The organism is Roseomonas sp. USHLN139 (genome assembly GCF_037145735.1).
Lineage (GTDB): Bacteria > Pseudomonadota > Alphaproteobacteria > Acetobacterales > Acetobacteraceae > Pseudoroseomonas.
On sequence record NZ_JBBCWY010000001.1, the window covers coordinates 56,184 to 74,016 of the forward strand.

Annotated in this window: 13 protein-coding genes; 6 read left to right on the plus strand and 7 right to left on the minus strand. The window is 71.9% G+C overall.

Annotated elements, in window-relative coordinates; all coding sequences use genetic code 11:
• Positions 1-109: 109 nt before the first annotated feature.
• The 6 genes from WFI16_RS00335 (at position 110) to WFI16_RS00360 (ending at position 9,361) form a co-directional block, all read left to right on the plus strand.
• A complete protein-coding gene (locus WFI16_RS00335; RefSeq protein WP_419895800.1) occupies positions 110-1,483 on the plus strand; it encodes a YcjX family protein in 1,374 nt (457 codons plus the stop codon).
• Between the two features lie 23 nt (positions 1,484-1,506).
• Entirely contained in the window at positions 1,507-2,415 is a 909-nt protein-coding gene (locus WFI16_RS00340) for a DUF697 domain-containing protein (RefSeq protein ID WP_419895801.1), read from the plus strand.
• 48 nt (positions 2,416-2,463) lie between these two features.
• On the plus strand, positions 2,464-3,636 hold the full coding sequence (locus WFI16_RS00345; RefSeq protein WP_419895802.1) for a GNAT family N-acetyltransferase: 1,173 nt from the start codon (positions 2,464-2,466) through the stop codon (positions 3,634-3,636).
• Complete coding sequence (locus WFI16_RS00350) at positions 3,636-4,523, plus strand: DMT family transporter (protein WP_419895803.1); 888 nt, start codon at positions 3,636-3,638, stop codon at positions 4,521-4,523. The genes WFI16_RS00345 and WFI16_RS00350 overlap by 1 nt, the downstream gene beginning before the upstream one ends.
• Positions 4,520-6,547 (plus strand): DUF2075 domain-containing protein, encoded by a 2,028-nt coding sequence (locus WFI16_RS00355; RefSeq protein ID WP_419895804.1) that lies wholly within the window; start codon positions 4,520-4,522, stop codon positions 6,545-6,547. The genes WFI16_RS00350 and WFI16_RS00355 overlap by 4 nt, the downstream gene beginning before the upstream one ends.
• A 129-nt stretch (positions 6,548-6,676) precedes the next feature.
• A complete protein-coding gene (locus WFI16_RS00360) occupies positions 6,677-9,361 on the plus strand; it encodes a DNA translocase FtsK (protein ID WP_419895805.1) in 2,685 nt (894 codons plus the stop codon).
• Between the two features lie 192 nt (positions 9,362-9,553).
• On the opposite strand, the gene mdoH is transcribed toward WFI16_RS00360, so the two are convergent.
• The 7 genes from mdoH to WFI16_RS00395 all read right to left on the minus strand — a co-directional run bounded on the left by mdoH (position 9,554) and on the right by WFI16_RS00395 (position 17,821).
• Positions 9,554-11,350: a glucans biosynthesis glucosyltransferase MdoH gene (mdoH, locus tag WFI16_RS00365; RefSeq protein WP_419895806.1), complete on the minus strand. Its 1,797-nt coding sequence runs from the start codon at positions 11,348-11,350 to the stop codon at positions 9,554-9,556.
• 81 nt (positions 11,351-11,431) lie between these two features.
• Positions 11,432-12,511: a malate/lactate/ureidoglycolate dehydrogenase gene (locus tag WFI16_RS00370; protein WP_419895807.1), complete on the minus strand. Its 1,080-nt coding sequence runs from the start codon at positions 12,509-12,511 to the stop codon at positions 11,432-11,434.
• A gap of 150 nt (positions 12,512-12,661) precedes the next feature.
• Positions 12,662-13,420, minus strand: coding sequence for an SDR family oxidoreductase (locus tag WFI16_RS00375; protein WP_419895808.1), 759 nt, complete (start codon positions 13,418-13,420; stop codon positions 12,662-12,664).
• Positions 13,417-14,517: an ABC transporter ATP-binding protein gene (locus WFI16_RS00380; RefSeq protein WP_419895809.1), complete on the minus strand. Its 1,101-nt coding sequence runs from the start codon at positions 14,515-14,517 to the stop codon at positions 13,417-13,419. Before WFI16_RS00380 ends, WFI16_RS00375 begins: the two co-directional genes overlap by 4 nt.
• Positions 14,518-14,532: 15 nt before the next feature.
• Entirely contained in the window at positions 14,533-15,426 is an 894-nt protein-coding gene (locus WFI16_RS00385) for a carbohydrate ABC transporter permease (protein WP_419895810.1), read from the minus strand.
• Entirely contained in the window at positions 15,426-16,358 is a 933-nt protein-coding gene (locus WFI16_RS00390) for a carbohydrate ABC transporter permease (RefSeq protein ID WP_419895811.1), read from the minus strand. The genes WFI16_RS00385 and WFI16_RS00390 overlap by 1 nt, the downstream gene beginning before the upstream one ends.
• Before the next feature lie 95 nt (positions 16,359-16,453).
• Positions 16,454-17,821 carry an ABC transporter substrate-binding protein gene (locus WFI16_RS00395; RefSeq protein WP_419895812.1) on the minus strand — a complete coding sequence of 456 codons (1,368 nt, stop codon included), beginning with the start codon at positions 17,819-17,821 and terminating at the stop codon, positions 16,454-16,456.
• Between the last annotated feature and the right edge of the window lie 12 nt (positions 17,822-17,833).

The window sequence follows — 17,833 nt, forward strand, 5'->3', positions numbered from 1 at the left end:
AACGCGGGGGTTGAATGGGCTTGGGCGCGGGCGCGGATGGCATTGGCCGCGGGCCCGCCGCATCCTACCTAAGCGGTCCGAAGACCCAGGAGACGGCGTGGGAGACTCAGTGGACCGCTTGCTGCACGGCATGGCGCGGCTCGGCGACGAGGCCGAGCGCCTGCTCAACCAGACCAGCCTTCGCGTCGCCATCACCGGGCTCAGCCGCTCGGGCAAGACGGTCTTCATCACCTCGCTGATCAGCAACCTGCTGGCGCTGGGCCGCGGCCGCGACAGCCTGCCGGCGCTGACCCGGCAGCTGGCGGCGAATGGCCAGAAGATCCTGGCGGTGCGGCTGGAGCCCTCGGGCACCCAGGCGCTGGACTGGTTCGACGCGGCGGAGAAGCTGCGGGATCTCGCCGGCGCCACGCCGCACTGGCCGCCGCGCACCGCGGATCTCGCCAGCGCCGCGCTGACCCTGGTGGTGGAGCGGCGCGGGCGCTTCGGCAGCCTGCTGCCGCCGCGCCGGCTGCGGCTGGAGCTGCTGGACTATCCCGGCGAATGGCTGCTGGACCTGCCGCTGCTCGACCAGGACTTCCTTGAATGGTCCAGCGCGACCTTGGCGCAGCTGAAGCAGCCGCCGCGCGCCGGGCTCGCCACCGACTTCTTCTCGTTTCTGGCCAGCCTGCCGCCCGACGCCCCGGCCGAGGACGCCGTCGCCCGTCGCGGTTTTCTCCTCTATCGCGACCTGCTGGTGGCGGCGCGCGACCGGGCCGGGCTGCGCTGGCTGCAGCCGGGGCGCTTCCTGGTGCCGGGGCCGAAGGGCGACAGCCCGATGATGTGGTTCTTCCCCATTCCCGGCCAGGGCCCGGCCGCGCCCGGCTCCTTGCGCGACCTGCTGGCCCGCCGGTTCGACGCCTACCGGGACGACATGCGCCGCAGCTATTTCGACCCCTGGTTCGCCCGCTTCGACCGCCAGGTGGTGCTGGTCGATGCGCTGGGCGCGCTCTGCGCCGGGGAGGGGGCTTTTGCGGACGCCCGTCAGGCGGTGGCGCAGATCGCCCGCGCCTATGACCAGCGCAGCCGGTCGCGCTGGCTGCGGCTGCCGATGCTGAAGCGGGTGGCCTTCGCCGCCTCCAAGCTGGACCATATCCCCCCCGTCCAGCGCCCGGCTTTTCTGTCCATGTTCCAGGCGATGCTGGGCGAGACCGGGCCGAAGGCGCGCCATTTCGCCCTGGCTGCGCTGCGCAGCACCGAGGACGGCGCGGCGACCGTCAGCCCGCCGGTGGTCTTCGGCGTGCCGGCCGGCGACACCCGGCGCCGGCCCTTCCGCCCGGGGCCGATCCCCGATTCGATCCCGCCGGCCGGCGATCCCTTCTGGCGCCGGCCCTATTTCGCCCTGCCGGAATTCCGCCCGCCGCTGCTCGACCCCGAGGGGCGCGACGGGTTGCCGCATCTCGGCATGGACACGCTGCTGGCCTGGCTGCTGGAGGACGCGCTGTGACCCTGCCGCCGAAGAAAGCCCCTGTGCGTGAGCCGGGTCCCGGTTGGGCCGATGCGCCTGACCCCGCGCCGGCCTGGGATCCGGGCTGGGACGCGACGCCGGTGCAGGGCGGGCTGGTGCGGCATGACGCGCCGGTCAGCCTGGCGCCGGTCACGCCGCTGCCGGGGGCAGGCTGGCTGCGCAGCCTCGGCCTGGCCGGCGGCGCCTTCTTCCTGCTGGTGCTGGGCGGCGGCGGGCTGTGGCTGGGCGTCACGCTGGACGAGCTCTTCGCCCGGTCTGCGATCCTGGGCTGGGCCGGCAGCGCGCTGGGGGCGGGGGTGGTCGGGCTGCTCGGCGCCGGCGCCTGGCGCGAATGGCGGGCGCTGCGCAAGCTGAAATCCCTCGACCGCCTGGCCGAGACCTTGAAAGAGACCCCGGACGCGGCGCCGCCGCCGCGCGCCCTGCTGCGCTGGGCCGAATCGCTGGCCGAGCGGCTGCCCGAGGCCGCCCCCGCCATCGACCAGATCCGCGCCGCCAGGACCCTGGGCGAGGCGCGCGGCCTGGCGGCCGGGCTGCTGCAGCCGGTGCTGGCGGCGCGGGTGGCAACCCTCGGCGGCCAGGCGGCGCGGCAGGTCTTCGTCGCCACCGCGGTGATGCCGGCGCCTGCCCTCGACGCGGCGGCCATGGCGCTGATCGGGTTGCGGCTGATGCGGCAGGTGGCCGAGCTGCATGGCCTGCGCCCCGGCGCGCTGGTGCTGGCGCGGCTGCTGCGCCGGCTGGCCTTCTCCACCGGCCTGGCGGTCGGCACCGAGATGGCGGTCGAGGCCGGGCTGGAGCAGATGGTGGAAGGCCATGCCGCGAAACTGGCGGGCGGTGCGGCCGGGGCGGCCGTCGCGGCACGGCGGATGGCGCGGCTGGCGGCGGCGACGGGGGAGGCCTGCCGGCCCTTCTGAACCTATCCTTTTGGCAAGCAAGGTTGCGCCGCGGCAAAGCCAGCGCACATGCTGGGGGCCATGCCGGACAGCGCCCCCGAACTGACCCTGCGGCTGCATCCGAAGATCGCCGAGATCGCGGCGGTCGACTGGGATGCCTGCGCCGGGGACGACAACCCCTTCGTCAGCCATGCCTTCCTCTCGGCGCTGGAGGAAAGCGGCTCGGCCAGCCCGCGCAGCGGCTGGCTGCCGCAGCACCTGGCGCTGCGCGACGGCGACGGGCGGCTGCTGGCGGTGGCCCCGGCCTATGCCAAGAGCCATTCCTATGGCGAATACGTCTTCGACCATGCCTGGGCGCAGGCCTTCGAGCGGGCCGGCGGCGACTACTACCCGAAGCTGCAGGTGGCGGTGCCGTTCAGCCCGGTGCCCGGGCCGCGGCTGCTGATCCGCCCGGGCTCGGGCCTGCCGCCGGCGGCGCTGGGCCAGGCGCTGGCGCAGGCGACCGAGCAGCTCGGCTTCTCCTCCGCCCATGTCACCTTCTGCAGCGAGCCGGAATGGACCGCGCTCGGCGAGGCCGGCTGGCTGCGCCGGCTGGGTACGCAGTTCCACTGGCTGAACGACGGCTATGCCAGCTTCGACGACTTCCTGGCGGCGCTGTCCAGCCGCAAGCGCAAGCAGCTGAAGCGCGAGCGGCGCGATGCGCAATCCGCCGGGCTGGACTTCCGGGTGCTGCAGGGCGCCGCCATCACGCCGCGGCACTGGAAGGCGTTTCATCGCTTCTACATGGACACCGTCGACCGGAAGTGGGGCAGCGCCTACCTCACCGAGCGCTTCTGGCCGCTGCTGGCCGAGCGCCTCGGCGAGCGCGTCGTGCTGATGGTGGCCGAGCGCGACGGCGAGCCGGTGGCCGGCGCCCTGAACCTGATGGGCCGCGACGCGCTCTATGGCCGCAACTGGGGGGCCTCGGTGGAGGCACCCTTCCTGCATTTCGAGCTCTGCTACTACCAGGCGATCGACTTCGCCATCGCGCGCGGCCTGAAGCGGGTCGAGGCGGGGGCGCAGGGCCAGCACAAGATCCAGCGCGGCTACCTGCCGGTGCCCACCTATTCGGCGCATTGGATCTGCCATGGCGGCCTGCGCCGCGCCGTGGCGGAGTTCCTCGAGGCCGAGCGCCCGGCGATGCTGGAGGAAATGGCGGCCCTGGCCGAGGCCTCGCCGTTCAGGACCGCCGACACGGACTGATGCTGGTCGCCTATCTGCAGCTGGGCCTGTCGATGGCCCTGGTCGGCGCGAATGTCGCCGTCTCCAAGCTGCTGACCGCGGCCTTGCCGGTGGCGCTGATCCTCGGCCTGCGCTGCCTGCTGGCCTGCCTGGTGCTGTGGCCGCTGGCGCGGCGCCGCGAGGGCCGGGTCCGCCTGTCCGGCGGGGCGCTGCTGAACCTGGCGGCGCAGGCGGCGGTGGGCACGCTGCTCTACAATGCCGCGCTGCTGAGCGGCCTGCGCCACACCACGGCGCTGGAGGCCGGGCTGGTGCTGGCGACGCTGCCGGCGGTGATCGCCCTCGGCTCGGCGCTCTGGCTGCGTGAGCGGATGGCGCCGCGGCACTGGCTGGCGGTGGGGCTGGCGGGCGGCGGCATGGCGGCGGTCACCCTGGCGCGGCTGGCCGGCGGCGGGGGTGGCGGCGGGAGTCTCTGGGGCAATGCGCTGGTCTTCGTCGCGGTCTGCGGCGAGGCGGGCTACGTGCTGCTGGCCAAGCGCCTGGCCGGGCGAGTGCCGCTGGTGACGGCCAGCTTCTGGATGCAGGGCTTTTCCACGCTGATGCTGCTGCCCTTTTGCCTGCCGGTGCTGGGGGCGGCGGCGGCGCTGGCCGATCCGGGGGTCTCGGCGCTGCTGGTCTTCCACAGCCTGACCGCCTCGGTGCTGTGCCTGCTGCTCTGGTATGCCGGGCTGCGGCGGGCGCCGGCCGGGATCGCGGGCATCTTTTCGGCCTTGCTGCCGGCGTCCGCCGCGGCGATGGCGGTGGCGGTGCTGGGCGAGACATTTTCCACGATGCACGGGATCGGGTTTCTGCTCATGCTGGCGAGCATCGGGCTGGCGACCTGGCCGGGCAGGGGGAAGCGCGTGGCGTGAGCGGCTGGGTCGAGGCTTCGGGCACCGCCTTCCTGGCGGACCGGCCGAGCGATTGGGCGGCCCGGCTGGCGGCCCGCCAGGCCCGGCAGCTGCGCGAGGTGACGCCGGAGCAGATCGCCTCCTGGGAGGCGCTGACCGCCCTGCTGCAGGCCGCGCTGCGCCGGCTGCCGGGTGCTGAAGCCTGGACCGTGTTGCTGGAATTCGACCTGCTGCGGCTGGAGAAGCGGATCGACGCCGTGCTGCTGACCGGGCGCGGCATCCTGGTGATCGAGTTCAAGCACCGCGCCACAGCCATCACGCCGGCCGATCTGGCGCAGGTCGAGGATTACGCGCTCGACCTGTTCGACTTCCATGCCGGCAGCCGGGCGCATCCGGTGGTGCCGATCCTGCTGGCCGAGCAGGCCCCGCCTCGGCCGCAGAGCCTGCCGCTGCTCTGGCATGGCGTGGTGCCGCCGCTGGCCTGCGATGCCGCTGCCCTGGCCGGGATGCTGGCGGCGATCGAGGCGGCGCTGCCGCAGCCCTCGACGCCGCTGGATGGCGCGGAATGGGCGCGGGCGCCCTATCGCCCGGTGCCCGGCATCATCGAGGCGGCGCAGCGGCTGTTCGACCGGCACGGGGTGGAGGAGATCGCCACGGCGCGGGCCGATGTCACCAATCTGCGCGCCACCACCGCCGCCATCCGCCGCGCCATCGCCGGCGCCCGGCAGGCGGGGGAGCGGCGGGTGGTCTTCGTCACCGGCGTGCCCGGCGCCGGCAAGACGCTGTGCGGGCTGAACCTGGTCTTCGGCCAGGCGGCGGAGGAGGGGGCCGCCTTCCTCACCGGCAATGCGCCGCTGGTCGCCGTGCTGCGCGGCGCGTTGGAGCGCGATGCGGTGCAGCGCCAGGGCCGCGGCCGCCGCCAGCCACGGCGGGAGGCGCGCAGCCTGCTGCAGAACGTCCACCGCTTCCTCGAGCACCATCAGCGCCACCCGGCAGAAATCCCGGCCGAGGCGGTGGTGGTCTTCGACGAGGCGCAGCGCGCCTGGGATGCCGACCAGGCGCAGCGCGACACCCAGCGCCGCCGCTCGGTGCTGACCGATTCCGAGCCGGCGCATCTGCTGGAGATCATGGGCCGCCGCCCCGGCTGGTCGGTGATCGTGGCGCTGATCGGCCAGGGTCAGGAGATCAACACCGGCGAGGCGGGGCTGGCCGAATGGGGCCGGGTGATCGCCGCCAGCCAGGGGCGCTGGCAGGCCACGGCCGCACCCGCCGTGCTGGATGCGACGGCCGAGCCGGCCCAGCGCCTGGCGTCCGCGGCGGCTGACTGGCTGCGGCTTGACCCCGCGCTGGCGCTGACCGTGCCGGTGCGCTCGGTGCATCACGACCGCGCCGCCGACTGGGTCGATGCGGTGCTGAACGACCGGCCGCAGCAGGCCGCCGCCATCGCCGCCGGGGGCGACCTGCCCTTCCATCTGACCCGCGACCTCGGGGTGCTGCGGCGGGCGCTGCGCGAGCAGGCGCGCGGCCTGCGGCGGGCCGGGCTGGTCTGTTCGGCCAAGGCGAAGCGGCTGCGCGCCGAGGGGCTGGGCGCCCAGCTGCAGGGCGCCGATGCCGAGGTGGTCAACTGGTTCCTCTGCCGCTGGCCGGATATCCGAGGCTCCGACGCGCTGGAGGTCTGCGCCACCGAATATGCCTGCCAGGGGCTGGAGCTCGACCTGGTCGGCCTCGCCTGGGGCGGCGACTTCATCCGTGGCCCGGCCGGCTGGCGGGCGCGGCGGCTGTCGGGCCCCCGCTGGACCCTCGTTGGCCAGCCCGAGGCACAGCGACATATCCGCAACACCTATCGGGTTTTGCTGACCCGCGCTCGGCACACGACGCTGATCTTCGTGCCGCTGGGCGACACGGAAGACCCGACGCGCCCGCCCGCCGAGGCGGAGGCGATCGTGGCCTATCTGCGCGCCTGCGGCGTCCGACTCCTGGCAAATCCAGCGGAATCGGCCAATGGCGCGGCCAGGCTGCCGCTTCTGGCCGGGGCGGAGGGCTGAACCGCCGCCCGGGCACCGCCCGGTTGCGGCCCCCGGAAGCCGATCACCTATCGCGAGAGGTTTCCTTCTATGCCAAGCCTTTGCCATGCTAGCTTCACGCATCCGCTCAGCAACTGACGACTGAGGCCCATGCCGCGCGCTTTCGCAGACCGATCCTCCTCTTCCGCCACCACGCCCGGCGGGCGGCTTGCCGACGGGGCGCGGCGCTTCGCCTCCCCGGCGCTGAAGGCCGCGATCGCCCGGCGCGGGGCGGAGCTGGCCGGGCTGGCGCTCGGCCTGGCCGGCCTCGGGCTGATGGTCGCCCTGGCCAGCTACAACCCGGGCGACCCGTCCTTCTCCACCGCCACCACGGCGCAGCCCACCAATCTCGGCGGCCGCGCCGGCGCGCTGGTCGCCGACCTGATGCTGCAGGCCTTCGGCTGGGGCGGCATGCTGCCGGTCGGCGTGGCGCTCGGCTGGGCCTGGCGGCTGGCGACGCATCGCGGCCTCGCCCCCTTCGCCTGGCGCGCCATCGCGGTGGTGCTGGCGGTGCCGATGCTCTCCGCCGCCTTCGACCTGGCGCCGCTGGCCGCCGGCAGCCCGACCATCGCCGGCCCGGGCGGCGCCATCGGCGCGCTGCTGGCCGAGAAGATCGACGCGCTGTTCGGCGCGCTGCTCGGCCCGGCCGGCACCATCGCCGGCCAGGTTGGCATCGTGGCGCTGGCCGGCTCGCTGTCCTTCGCCGCGCTCGGCGTGCCGCTGCTGGCCTGGATGCAGGCCGGGCGCGCCGCCGGCTCGGCCGCGCGCGGCGGGGTGGACGTCACCTCCCGCCTGCTGAAGCGCAGCGTCGCGACGCCGCCGCCGCCGCCGGCACCCTATGCCTGGGCCGAGGAAGCGCCGGAGGAGGGCGCGCCCAGCCTCGGCACCCGCCTGGCCGCGCCCTTCAAGGTGGTGGGCGGCGCCGTCGGCGGTCTCTTCGCCCGCCGCACGGAAGCGCCCTCGCCGCAGCTCGCCGCCATGCTGCGCGCCGCCGATGCCGCCGCCGCCGAGGCGCCGCAGGGCGGCCTGCGCACCCAGCGCCAGGGGCTCAGGGTGGCGCCGACGGCCGCCCCGGCCGCCCGCGAGGCGCGGCGCGAGCCCGGCTTCGCCGCGCGCCTCCGCCAGCCTGCGCCGGAGGAGGCGATGGAGGAGGATGGCGAGCTGATGCCGGAGCTGGAGATGGAGGCGCCGCGCCGCGGCCCCGCCCCGGCGCCGCGCCTGGTCGAGCGCGCCCCGCCGCCGGCCCCGCCGCGCCGTCCGTCGAAGCCGGCGCCGCTGCCGGAGCCCAGCCGCTTCCAGCTGCCGCCTCTCGACCTGCTGGAGCCGCCGCCGGCCCGCCGCGCCACCGGCCCCTCCGAGGAGGTGCTGCAGAACAATGCCCGCCAGCTCGAATCCGTGCTCGAGGATTACGGCGTGCGCGGCCGCATCGTCGAGATCCGCCCCGGCCCGGTCGTCACCCTCTACGAGCTCGAGCCGGCGCCGGGCACCAAGTCGGCCCGCGTCATCGGCCTGGCCGACGACATCGCCCGCAGCATGAGCGTCATGGCGGTGCGCATCGCCACCGTCCCGGGCCGCAACGTCATCGGCATCGAGCTGCCCAACATCAAGCGGGAGATGGTGATCTTCAGCGAGCTGCTGGTCACCGACGACTGGAGCCGCCAGAGCGGCAAGCTGCCGCTGGTGCTGGGCAAGGATATCGGCGGCGCGCCGGTGATCGCCGACCTGGCCCGCATGCCGCATCTGCTGATCGCCGGCACCACCGGCTCGGGCAAGTCGGTCGGCATCAACACCATGATCCTGTCGCTGCTCTACCGGTTCACGCCGGATGAGTGCCGCTTCATCATGATCGACCCGAAGATGCTGGAGCTGTCGGTCTATGACCGCATCCCGCATCTGCTGGCCCCCGTGGTCACCGAGCCGCCCAAGGCGATCGGCGCGCTGAAATGGACGGTGAAGGAGATGGAGCGCCGCTACCGCGCCATGTCCCAGCTCGGCGTCCGCAACATCGGCGGCTACAACGAGAAGGTGCAGGCGGCGCTGGCCCGCGGCGAGGTGCTGACCCGCCGCGTGCAGACCGGCTTCGACCCCGACACCGGCAAGCCGGTCTTCGAGGACCAGCCGCTGGCGCTCGCGCCGCTGCCGATGATCGTCGTCGTCATCGACGAGATGGCCGACCTGATGATCGTCGCCGGCAAGGAGATCGAGGCCGCCGTGCAGCGCCTGGCGCAGATGGCGCGCGCCGCCGGCATCCATGTGATCATGGCGACGCAGCGCCCCTCGGTCGACGTCATCACCGGCACCATCAAGGCGAACTTCCCGACCCGCATCTCCTTCCAGGTGACGTCGAAGATCGACAGCCGCACCATCCTGGGCGAGATGGGCGCCGAGCAGCTGCTCGGCCAGGGCGACATGCTGCACATGGCCGGCGGCGGCCGCGTCAGCCGCGTGCACGGCCCCTTCGTCTCCGACAACGAGGTCGAGCGCGTGGTCGAATGGCTGCGCGAGCAGGGCGAGCCCGCCTATATCGAGGAAGTCACCGAGAGCGAGGACGAGGGCGACAACGGCCTGTCCGGCATCGCCGGCGCCTCGGATGGCGAGAAGGGCCTGTTCGACCAGGCCGTCGCCCTGGTGACCCGCGAAGGCAAGGCCTCCACCTCCTTCATCCAGCGGCATTTGTCGATCGGCTACAACCGCGCGGCGAAGCTGATCGAGCAGATGGAGAAGGAAGGGGTGGTCGGCCCGGCCAACCATGTCGGCAAGCGGGAAGTGCTGGCGCGGCGCAGCGACGACGACTGAAGAGAGGAGCAGTCTAGAGAAGACAGCAGCGCGACCTTCAAGGTCGCGCTGTTTTTGTATGTGGCGTCCCGCCGCGATGCCCTGGTGTGGGTGCCAGTGAGGCGCAAGTTCCTGAATGGCCGGTGATCAGAAAGAAGAAGGGCGCAAACGTATACGTTTGCGCGGGGAAATTCATTCCCCCGACCTTGACCCTTACCCTGCCGCCAATGCTGGCTCTCTCACGGCCTGCTGCGCAGGGACAGGCGCCAGTTCCTCGGGCGTCGCGCAGAGCCGGGCAGCCTGCATCCAGCGCGCGAAGGCCGGCGAGGCGGTCAGCACGGCGAAGGGCACGGCGAGCACGAGGGGCGCCAGGAAGGGCAGGCCCCAGGCCCAGGCGGTGCCGCCGGCCAGGGCCAGCGCGCCGAGACCGGCCACGCCGAGCAGCGTCTCGGGCCAGAGCAGGCGGGCGGCGTCGCGCCAGGCCAGGCCATGCGCGTCGCGGTTCTGCGGCGCCCAGCCGATGCGGCGGCCGCAGGCCAGGCCGGCCAGGAAGATCGCCTTGCTGGCCAGGCTGACCGGGTCGAGCAGGGTGGTGAACAGGATCTCGGCCGCGGCGCCGCGGGCCACCGCCATGGCGCCGCCATAGGGCGCGGCGCGGCGCGGCTGCAGCAGCAGGGCCAGGTAGCTCAGCAGTTTTGGCGCATGGATCGCAGACCAGTTGGCCAGCAGCAGCGCGGCCAGGGGGCCGGCGGGGGTGGCCTCGCCGCCGCCGGTCAGGGCATTGCCGATGCCGGCTAGCAGCACCAGCAGCCAGAGCGGCGCCGACAGGAACAGCAGGATCGCCTGCACCAGCTGCCAGCGGCCCATCGCCGTGAGCCCCGGCAGGCGCAGCAGAGAAAAATACTGCATGTTGCCGGCGCCCCAGCGGCGGTCGCGCAGCAGGAAGTCGGGCAGGCTGGGCGGGTTGCCTTCCTGGCTGCCTTCCTCCTCGGGGACGCAGCGCACCTTCCAGCCGGCGGCGTGCAGGCGCACCGCCTCGATCTGGTCGTGGCTGAGGATGGCGCGGCCGTCGGGCAGCGGCGCCAGCCGGGCATGCTCGCGGAAGGGGGCGACGCGGATCAGCGCGTTGTGGCCCCAATAGGGGCCCTGGTCGAGCTGCCACCAGGCCTGGCCGGTGGCCCAGCTGCGCATGCCGGCGCGCATGCCGAACTGGAACAGCCGGGTGAAGGCGCTCTCGGCCGGGCGGCCGGTGATCAGCTGCTGCAGGATGGCGAGCTTCGGATCGGCCTGCATGGTGGCGACCAGGCGCAGCACGGCGGCGGCCGACATCTCCGAATCGGCGTCGAGGCAGAGGAAGAAATCGAATTCCCGGCCGGCACCGTCGAGGAAATCCATGACATTGCCGGCCTTGAAGCCGGTGTTCTCGGCGCGGCGGCGGTAGCGGATGGCGATGCCGCCGGCCTGGCCCTGGGTCATCCCCTGGGCCATGCCCTGGGTGCGGCGCTGCGCGGCGAAGCGGGCGATGGCGGCTTCCTCGGCCGCGGCCGCCGCCGGGTCCTGGGTGTCGGAGAGCAGCCAGAGGGTGAAGCCGCGCCCGGCCGGGCCAGCGCCCAGCGTCGCCTCCAGCCCGTCCAGCAGGCGCGCCAGCGGCGGCAGCACCGCCGCCATGCTCTCGTTGCGCAGGCAGACGGCGAGGGCTGTGCGGGCGCGCGGCGGCAGCACCGGGTGGCGCTGCCAGCTCGGCACCAGCCCGGCCACGGGGTCGCGCCGCGCCATTCCCAGCAGGAAGCCGACCAGGGCATTGCCGGCGCAGAGGCAGGTCCAGGGCAGGGTGCCGAGCCAGGCGGCCATCGCCGCCACCTCCCAGCCCGTCCAGCCGCCGGGGGCGAAGACCCGCCAGGCCAGGCCGGCCAGGCCCAGCGCAATCGCCAGGCAGAGCAGCAGGAAAGCGGCGCGGCGCAGGCCGGGCCGCTCATGCAGGGTGGGGCGGAGGGGGAGCAGGACGGTCACAGACGCCATTCTTCACGCGAAAATGGCGGGATTGCGCCGAAGCGCGGCGGGGGATGCGTCCATCCCCCGTCAGCTGTGGCGTCAGGCCGGAACCGCAACCCCGAGCCGCTCGGCGGTCTGCAGGATATTGGTCCAGGTGTCGGGCTGCAGCGGCACGCCCTCGGCCAGCCGGGCGGCGCGGGTGGCGGCCTCCGGCTCGCCGGGCAGCAGCACGGGCTGGGCCGGGTCGGCCGGGCGCGAGGCGGCCACCCATTCGACATAGTCGCGGCCGATCCGCTGGAATTCCTCCGCCGTGCCGAAATGCGCGGGCGAGAGGTAGATCGACAGCATGCCATTGGCGATCCGGCCGCGCTGCTTGACCGGGCCGGCGCAGCCGCCGGCGGTGAAGGCGCCGGCCAGCAGCTCGCACATCAGTGCGAGGCCCGAGCCCTTGTGGTCGCCAAAGGCGCGGATGGCGCCGAGCCCGCCGGCGGCGTTGCGCGGCCCGATCTTCTCGTATTCGCCATAGAGCATGTGCGGGTCGCCGGTGAGCTCGCCATCCGGGCCGATCAGCGAATCCTCCGGCAGCTTCTTGCCGCCGTTGGAGGCGACCAGGACCTTGCCCTCGGCGACGCGGGAGGTGGCGAAGTCGAGCACGATCGGCCTTCCGTCCAGCGGCGCGCCGATGGCGATGGGGGCGGTGGAGAAGCGCCGCTCGACGCCGCCGAAGGGCGCGACCAGGGTGGAGCCGGCGACATTCACCAGGTGGATCGAGAGCAGCCCCTCGGCCAGCGCCATCTCGGCATAGTGGCCGATGCGGCCGACATGGCCGGCATTGCGCAGGGCGATCACCGCGGCGCCATGCTGCTGCGCGCGGGCGATGCCGAGGCGGGTGGCCTCGGCGGCCACCGTCTGGCCGAAGCCGAATTCGGCATCCAGCAGGGCGAAGGCGCCGCCATCGGTGACCAGTTTGGCCGAGCGGCCGAGGAAGACATGGCCGGCCTGCAGCCATTCGACATAGCGGGGGACGCGGACGACGCCGTGGCTGTCATGCCCGGCCAGGTTGGCGCCGAGCAGGTGATGGGCGATGCCCGCCGCTTCCTCCTGGCTGCCGCCGGAGGCCACGAAGATGTCGCGCACCAGGGCTTCGAGCTGCGGGGCGGGGACCAGCACCGGGGTCATAGGCGTTTCCTGCTTTGCTTTCTTGGTCCCGCCAGCATGGCGCGGCGGCGCGGCGTGGCAAGTCCTCGCGGCAGGAATTTCCCCGGAAGCGGGGCCGCTTCCGGGGCAGGGTGCGGCCTTCGGCCGGCCACCGGCCGGCTGCGGCCGCCTTCAGGCCATGGCCGCGACCTTCTGGGCCAGTGGCGCCTGGAAACGGTTCCAGGTGGGGGTCACCAGGATCTCGTTGATGCAGACGCGGTCCGGCAGGGTGGCGACGAACATCACCGCGGCGGCGATGTCCTCCGGCTGCAGCATGCGGGCGCGCTCGACCTCCGGCACCGGCTCGGGGCGGAAGTCGAGGATCGGGGTGACCACCTCGCCCGGGCAGATGCAGGTGCTGCGGATGTTGTGGATGCCGTTCTCGGCGTTCAGCGCCGCCGACATGGCGACGAAGCCGGTCTTGGCGGCGCTGTAGCCGGGGCCGGAGACGGCCGAGGTGCCCTTGCCGGCCATCGAGGCGATCTGCACGATCAGCCCGCCGCCGCGCGCCTTCATGCCCGGCAGCACGGCCAGGCTGGTCAGGAAGGGCGCGGTCAGGTTGCCCTGCACCAGGGTGTGCACGTCGGCCGGCGAGAGCTGGTGCCAGTGCCGGCGCGGTACGTTGGTGCCGGCATTGTTGACCAGCATGTCGACCGGGCCGAGCTCGGCCTCGATCTTCCTGACCGCCGCCTCGATCGAGGCCTGGTCGGTCAGGTCGGCCGGCACCACCAGGGCGCCGTCGGGCAGCAGCGCCGCGGTCTCCCGGAGCGGCGCCTCGCGCCGGCCGGTCAGCGCCAGGCGCCAGCCGGCGGCGGCCAGCGACTGGGCGACGGCACGGCCGATGCCGGTGCCGGCGCCGGTGACCCAGGCAATCTTGTCCGACGCGCTCAAAGGACGCGCCCCGACTGCGGCTCGAGGAGATGCATATGGTTGAGGTCGACCGCCATGCTCAGCGGCTGTCCCGGCGCGGCCGGGGCGGAGGGGTCGACGCGGCCGCAGATCTCGGCGCCGAGCAGCTTGAAATGCACCAGTGTCTCCATGCCCATGGGTTCGGTGACCTCCGGCGTCGCGACCAGCTGCGCGACATTCGGGCGGTCGAGGTTCTTGGCCTCGGTCAGATGTTCGGGGCGGATGCCGAACAGGATCTCGCGGCCGGCCTGCCCGGCATAGCGCGCGGTCCGCTCCGCCGGGACATCGAGGACGATGTCGTTCGGCAGGTGGACGCGCAGGGCGCCGGCGCCGTTCTCCAGCCGGCCGGGGATGAAGTTCATCGCCGGGCTGCCGATGAAGCCGGCGACGAAGCGGGTGCGCGGGTTGTGGTAGAGCTCCTGCGGCGGGCCGACCTGCTCGATGATGCCGCCATTCATCACCACGACGCGGTCGGCCAGCGTCATCGCCTCAACCTGGTCATGGGTGACGTAGATGGTGGTGGTGCGCACCGTCTGGTGCACCTTCTTGATCTCGGTGCGCATCTGCACGCGCAGCTTGGCGTCGAGGTTCGACAGCGGCTCATCGAACAGGAAGACCTTGGGGTCGCGCACGATGGCGCGGCCCATGGCGACGCGCTGGCGCTGGCCGCCGGACAGGGCCTTCGGCTTGCGCGCCAGCAGCGGCTCGATGTCGAGGATGCGCGCGGCATTGTCGACGCGGCGCTTGATCTCCGCCTTGTCGAACTTCCGCAGCATCAGCCCGAAGGCCATGTTGTCGAAGACCGTCATGTGCGGATAGAGCGCGTAGTTCTGGAACACCATGGCGATGTCGCGATCGCGCGGCGGCACGTCGTTGATGACCTTGCCGCCGATCGAGATCTCGCCATCGGAGATCTCTTCCAGCCCGGCGATCATGCGCAGCGTGGTCGACTTGCCGCAGCCGGAGGGGCCGACGAGCACGACGAATTCATGGTCGGCGATATCCAGGTCGATGCCCTTCACCGCCTGCACACCGCCTTCATAGGCTTTCACGACCTTGCGGAGCGTTACCTGCGCCATTCTCGTGTTTCTCCCTCAGCCCTTGGTCGCGCCGGCGGTCAGGCCGGCGATGTAGTAATCCATGAGGAACGCATAGACGAGCAGCGGCGGCAGCGCCGCCATCAGCGCGCCGGCCATGATCTTGCCCCACTGGAAGGTGTCCGCCCGGATCAGGTCGGAGACGATGCCGACGGTCAGCACCATCTGGTCCGAGCTGACCAGGAAGGCGATCGGATAGATGAAGGCCGCCCAGCTCACCGTGAAGGCGAAGATCATGGCGGCGAGGATTCCCGGCAGCGCCACGGGAATGAAGATCTTCCAGAGCATCTGCAGGTGGCTGGCGCCGTCGATCAGCGCGGCCTCGTCCAGTTCCTTTGGAATGGAAGCGAAGTAGCCGATCATGATCCAGGTGCAGAAGGGCACGGTCAGCGTCGGGAAGATCAGCACCATGGCCCAGAGATTGTTGTACAGGCCGAGCGCGCCGATGATCTGGAACATCGGGATGAACAGCAGCGTCTCCGGCACCAGGTAGGTCAGGAAGACGCCGGTGGCCAGCGTGCTGCTGCCCCAGAACTTCATGCGGGCCAGCGCGAAGGCCGCCATCACCGAGATCACCATGCTGACGATCACCGTGATCACCGTGACCATCACCGAGTTGCGGAAATGGATCAGGTAGTTCCCCTGGGTCAGCAGCTCCCAGTAGTTCTGCAGCGTCGGGCTGGCGACCATCCAGGGATTGCCCGAGAGGTCGGCGATCTCGGCCGAGCCCTTCAGGCTGGTCACCAGCATGTGGAAGGGCGGCGTCATGAAGAAGACGACGAAGACGGCCAGGGCGATATAGGCGCCGATCAGCGCCCAGCGCCGCTCGCGCCGCAGGCTGCCCTGCCGCGCCTCGGGGGCGGCAGGGGCGGAGGCGGTGGTGCTGCTCATCACGCCATCTCCTTCGAGCGCTTGTTCACCCCGCGCAGGGTGAAGATGGCGAAGATCGCCAGCAGCGGGAACATGAACAGGCTGACCGAGGCGCCGAGCGGGATGTCGCCCGACTGGATGCCGACCTGGAAGGCATAGGTGGCGAAGACATGCGTGGTGTCCTGCGGCCCGCCATTGGTCAGGATGCGGACGATGTCGAAATTGGCGAAGGTGACGATCAGGCTGAACAGCACGGTGATCGAGATGACGTTGCGCATCATCGGGAAGGTGACATGCCGCAGCTTCTGCCACCCCGTCGCGCCGTCGATCGCCGCCGCCTCGTAGAGCTGGTCGGGCACCGATTTCAGTGCCGCCAGATACATGATCATGAAGAAGGGCGAGCCGTACCAGACATTGACCAGGATCACCGAGAAGCGCGCCCAGCCGGTCTGGCCGAGCCAGGGCACCGGATCGACGCCGATCCCCATCAGCGCCCAGTTGAAGGCGGAATAGGAGGGATCGAACAGCCACCACCAGGCCAGCGTCGAGATCGCCGGCGGGATCACCCAGGGCACCAGCAGCATGCCGCGCCACTTGCGCTGGCCCTTCGACGGCAGGGCGTGCAGCACATGGGCGAGGACGAAGCCGATGAAGGCCTTCAGCAGCACCGCCGAGACAGCGAAGAGCACCGACTGGAAGACGACGTTCCAGAAGGTCTCGCGCGACAGCAGGAAGGTGAAATTCTCCCAGCCGATGAAGCGGGTCATCCGCCGGTTCAGCATCGACAGGTAGACGGCGTAGAAGAAGGGATAGACCACCAGTCCCAAGATGAGCAGGATCAGCGGCAGGGTCAGCAGGAAAGCCACGGTGGAATTGCGCCGCGCCAGCCGGCGCAGCATCGGCTGGCCGGTGGTCTCGGCGCCGGCTGGGGTGGAGAGCGTGCCTTGGGACATGCCAGACTCCCTCGCGGTTGCGGGAGAAGGGGCAGGCGCCGCCACCGGGCCTCAGCCCCGGCGACGGCGCCCGATCGGACTGCCGGTGGCGGCGCTCAGCCGCGCTTGAAGCCTTCCAGCTCCCGCTCCGCCCAGGCGATGGCGCGGTCGACCGGCTCCTTGTTCTGCACGACGCGGGCAATCATCTTCGCCTGGATGCCCTGGTTGTACATCTGCACCGCGATCTCCGGCGGCGCCGGGTAGCAGGCGATGAACTGCTCCGCCTTGTGGTGCGGCTTGACCGGGTAGTTGTAGACCACGCCGGTCGGCGGGCCTTCCTTCTCCCAGGTGTCGAAGTCGGTCATGCTGGTGAAGGGCGGGATGTCGTAGCCGTTGCTGGCGGCGACCATGGCGGCCGCCTGCTCGCGCTCGCTGAGGAACTCGACCAGCGCCTTGGCCGCGCCCTTGTTGCGGCTGAAGCTCCAGACGCCCCAGAAATACGGCAGGTAGGGGGTGAAGCGCCCCTGCGCGCCGGCCGGCGCCGGGAAGGTCCAGCACTGCTCGGCCACCTGCGGCGCGTCGCGCTTGGCCACCGCCCAGGCCGAGGGCGGGTTGAAGATCAGCGCCGACTTGCCGGAGATCAGCGCCCGGTTGTTCGAGGCGTCGTCCCAGGAGAAGACGTCGTTCGGCAGGAAGGCGAAGAGCTTCTGGCTGTATTCCAGCACGCGGCGGACGCCGTCGCTCTTGGCGGTGATGTCGCCCTTGCTGTTCACCAGCTCGGCGCCGAAGGAGCGGAACAGGCTGCCGATCCAGTCGGTGGCGTCGGTGAACTGGCCGGCCGGCAGGCCGAAGGGGACGCCGGCCTTCTGGCAGGCCTCGGCGGCGCGCAGGAAGGTGTCCCAGTTCCAGTCGGCCGCCTTGCTGCCCGGATTGGCATTGGCCGGGAACATCTCCTGGATGTCGATGCCGGCATGCTGCTTCAGCAGGTCGATGCGGCCGAGCGCCGGCTTGTTCTGGCTGCCCGAGATGGCCGGCACCGCGCGCCACTTGCCCTGCACCTTGCCGAGATATTCGACGATCGGGTTCAGCGCGCCGTATTTCTGGCTCAGCCGGCCCATGATGTCGTCGAGCGGCTCGAGCTTCTCGGCCTGGGCATGCACCTCCCAGGTCGGGAAGGAGAGCATGTCATGGCCCTGCCGCGCCTGCGACTCGGCGGCGATCGTCAGCAGGTTCTTGTTGCCGACCGAGGTGATGAAATCCAGCTGGATCTCAACCCGGTTCTTCTGGCCCCATTCGGTGACGATCTTGCGCATGGCGTCGTTGCCGGCCGGGACCCAGTGGTCCCACAGGCCGAGCGCCAGCTTGCCGCCGGACGTCTGGCCATGCACGTTGACCAGGGGCAGCGCCGAGGCGGCCGCGCCGATCGCGGATGCGCGCAGCAGCGTGCGCCGGGGAATCCCCCCGGGAATCCCTTTGCCTTCCATTCCGAAACCTCC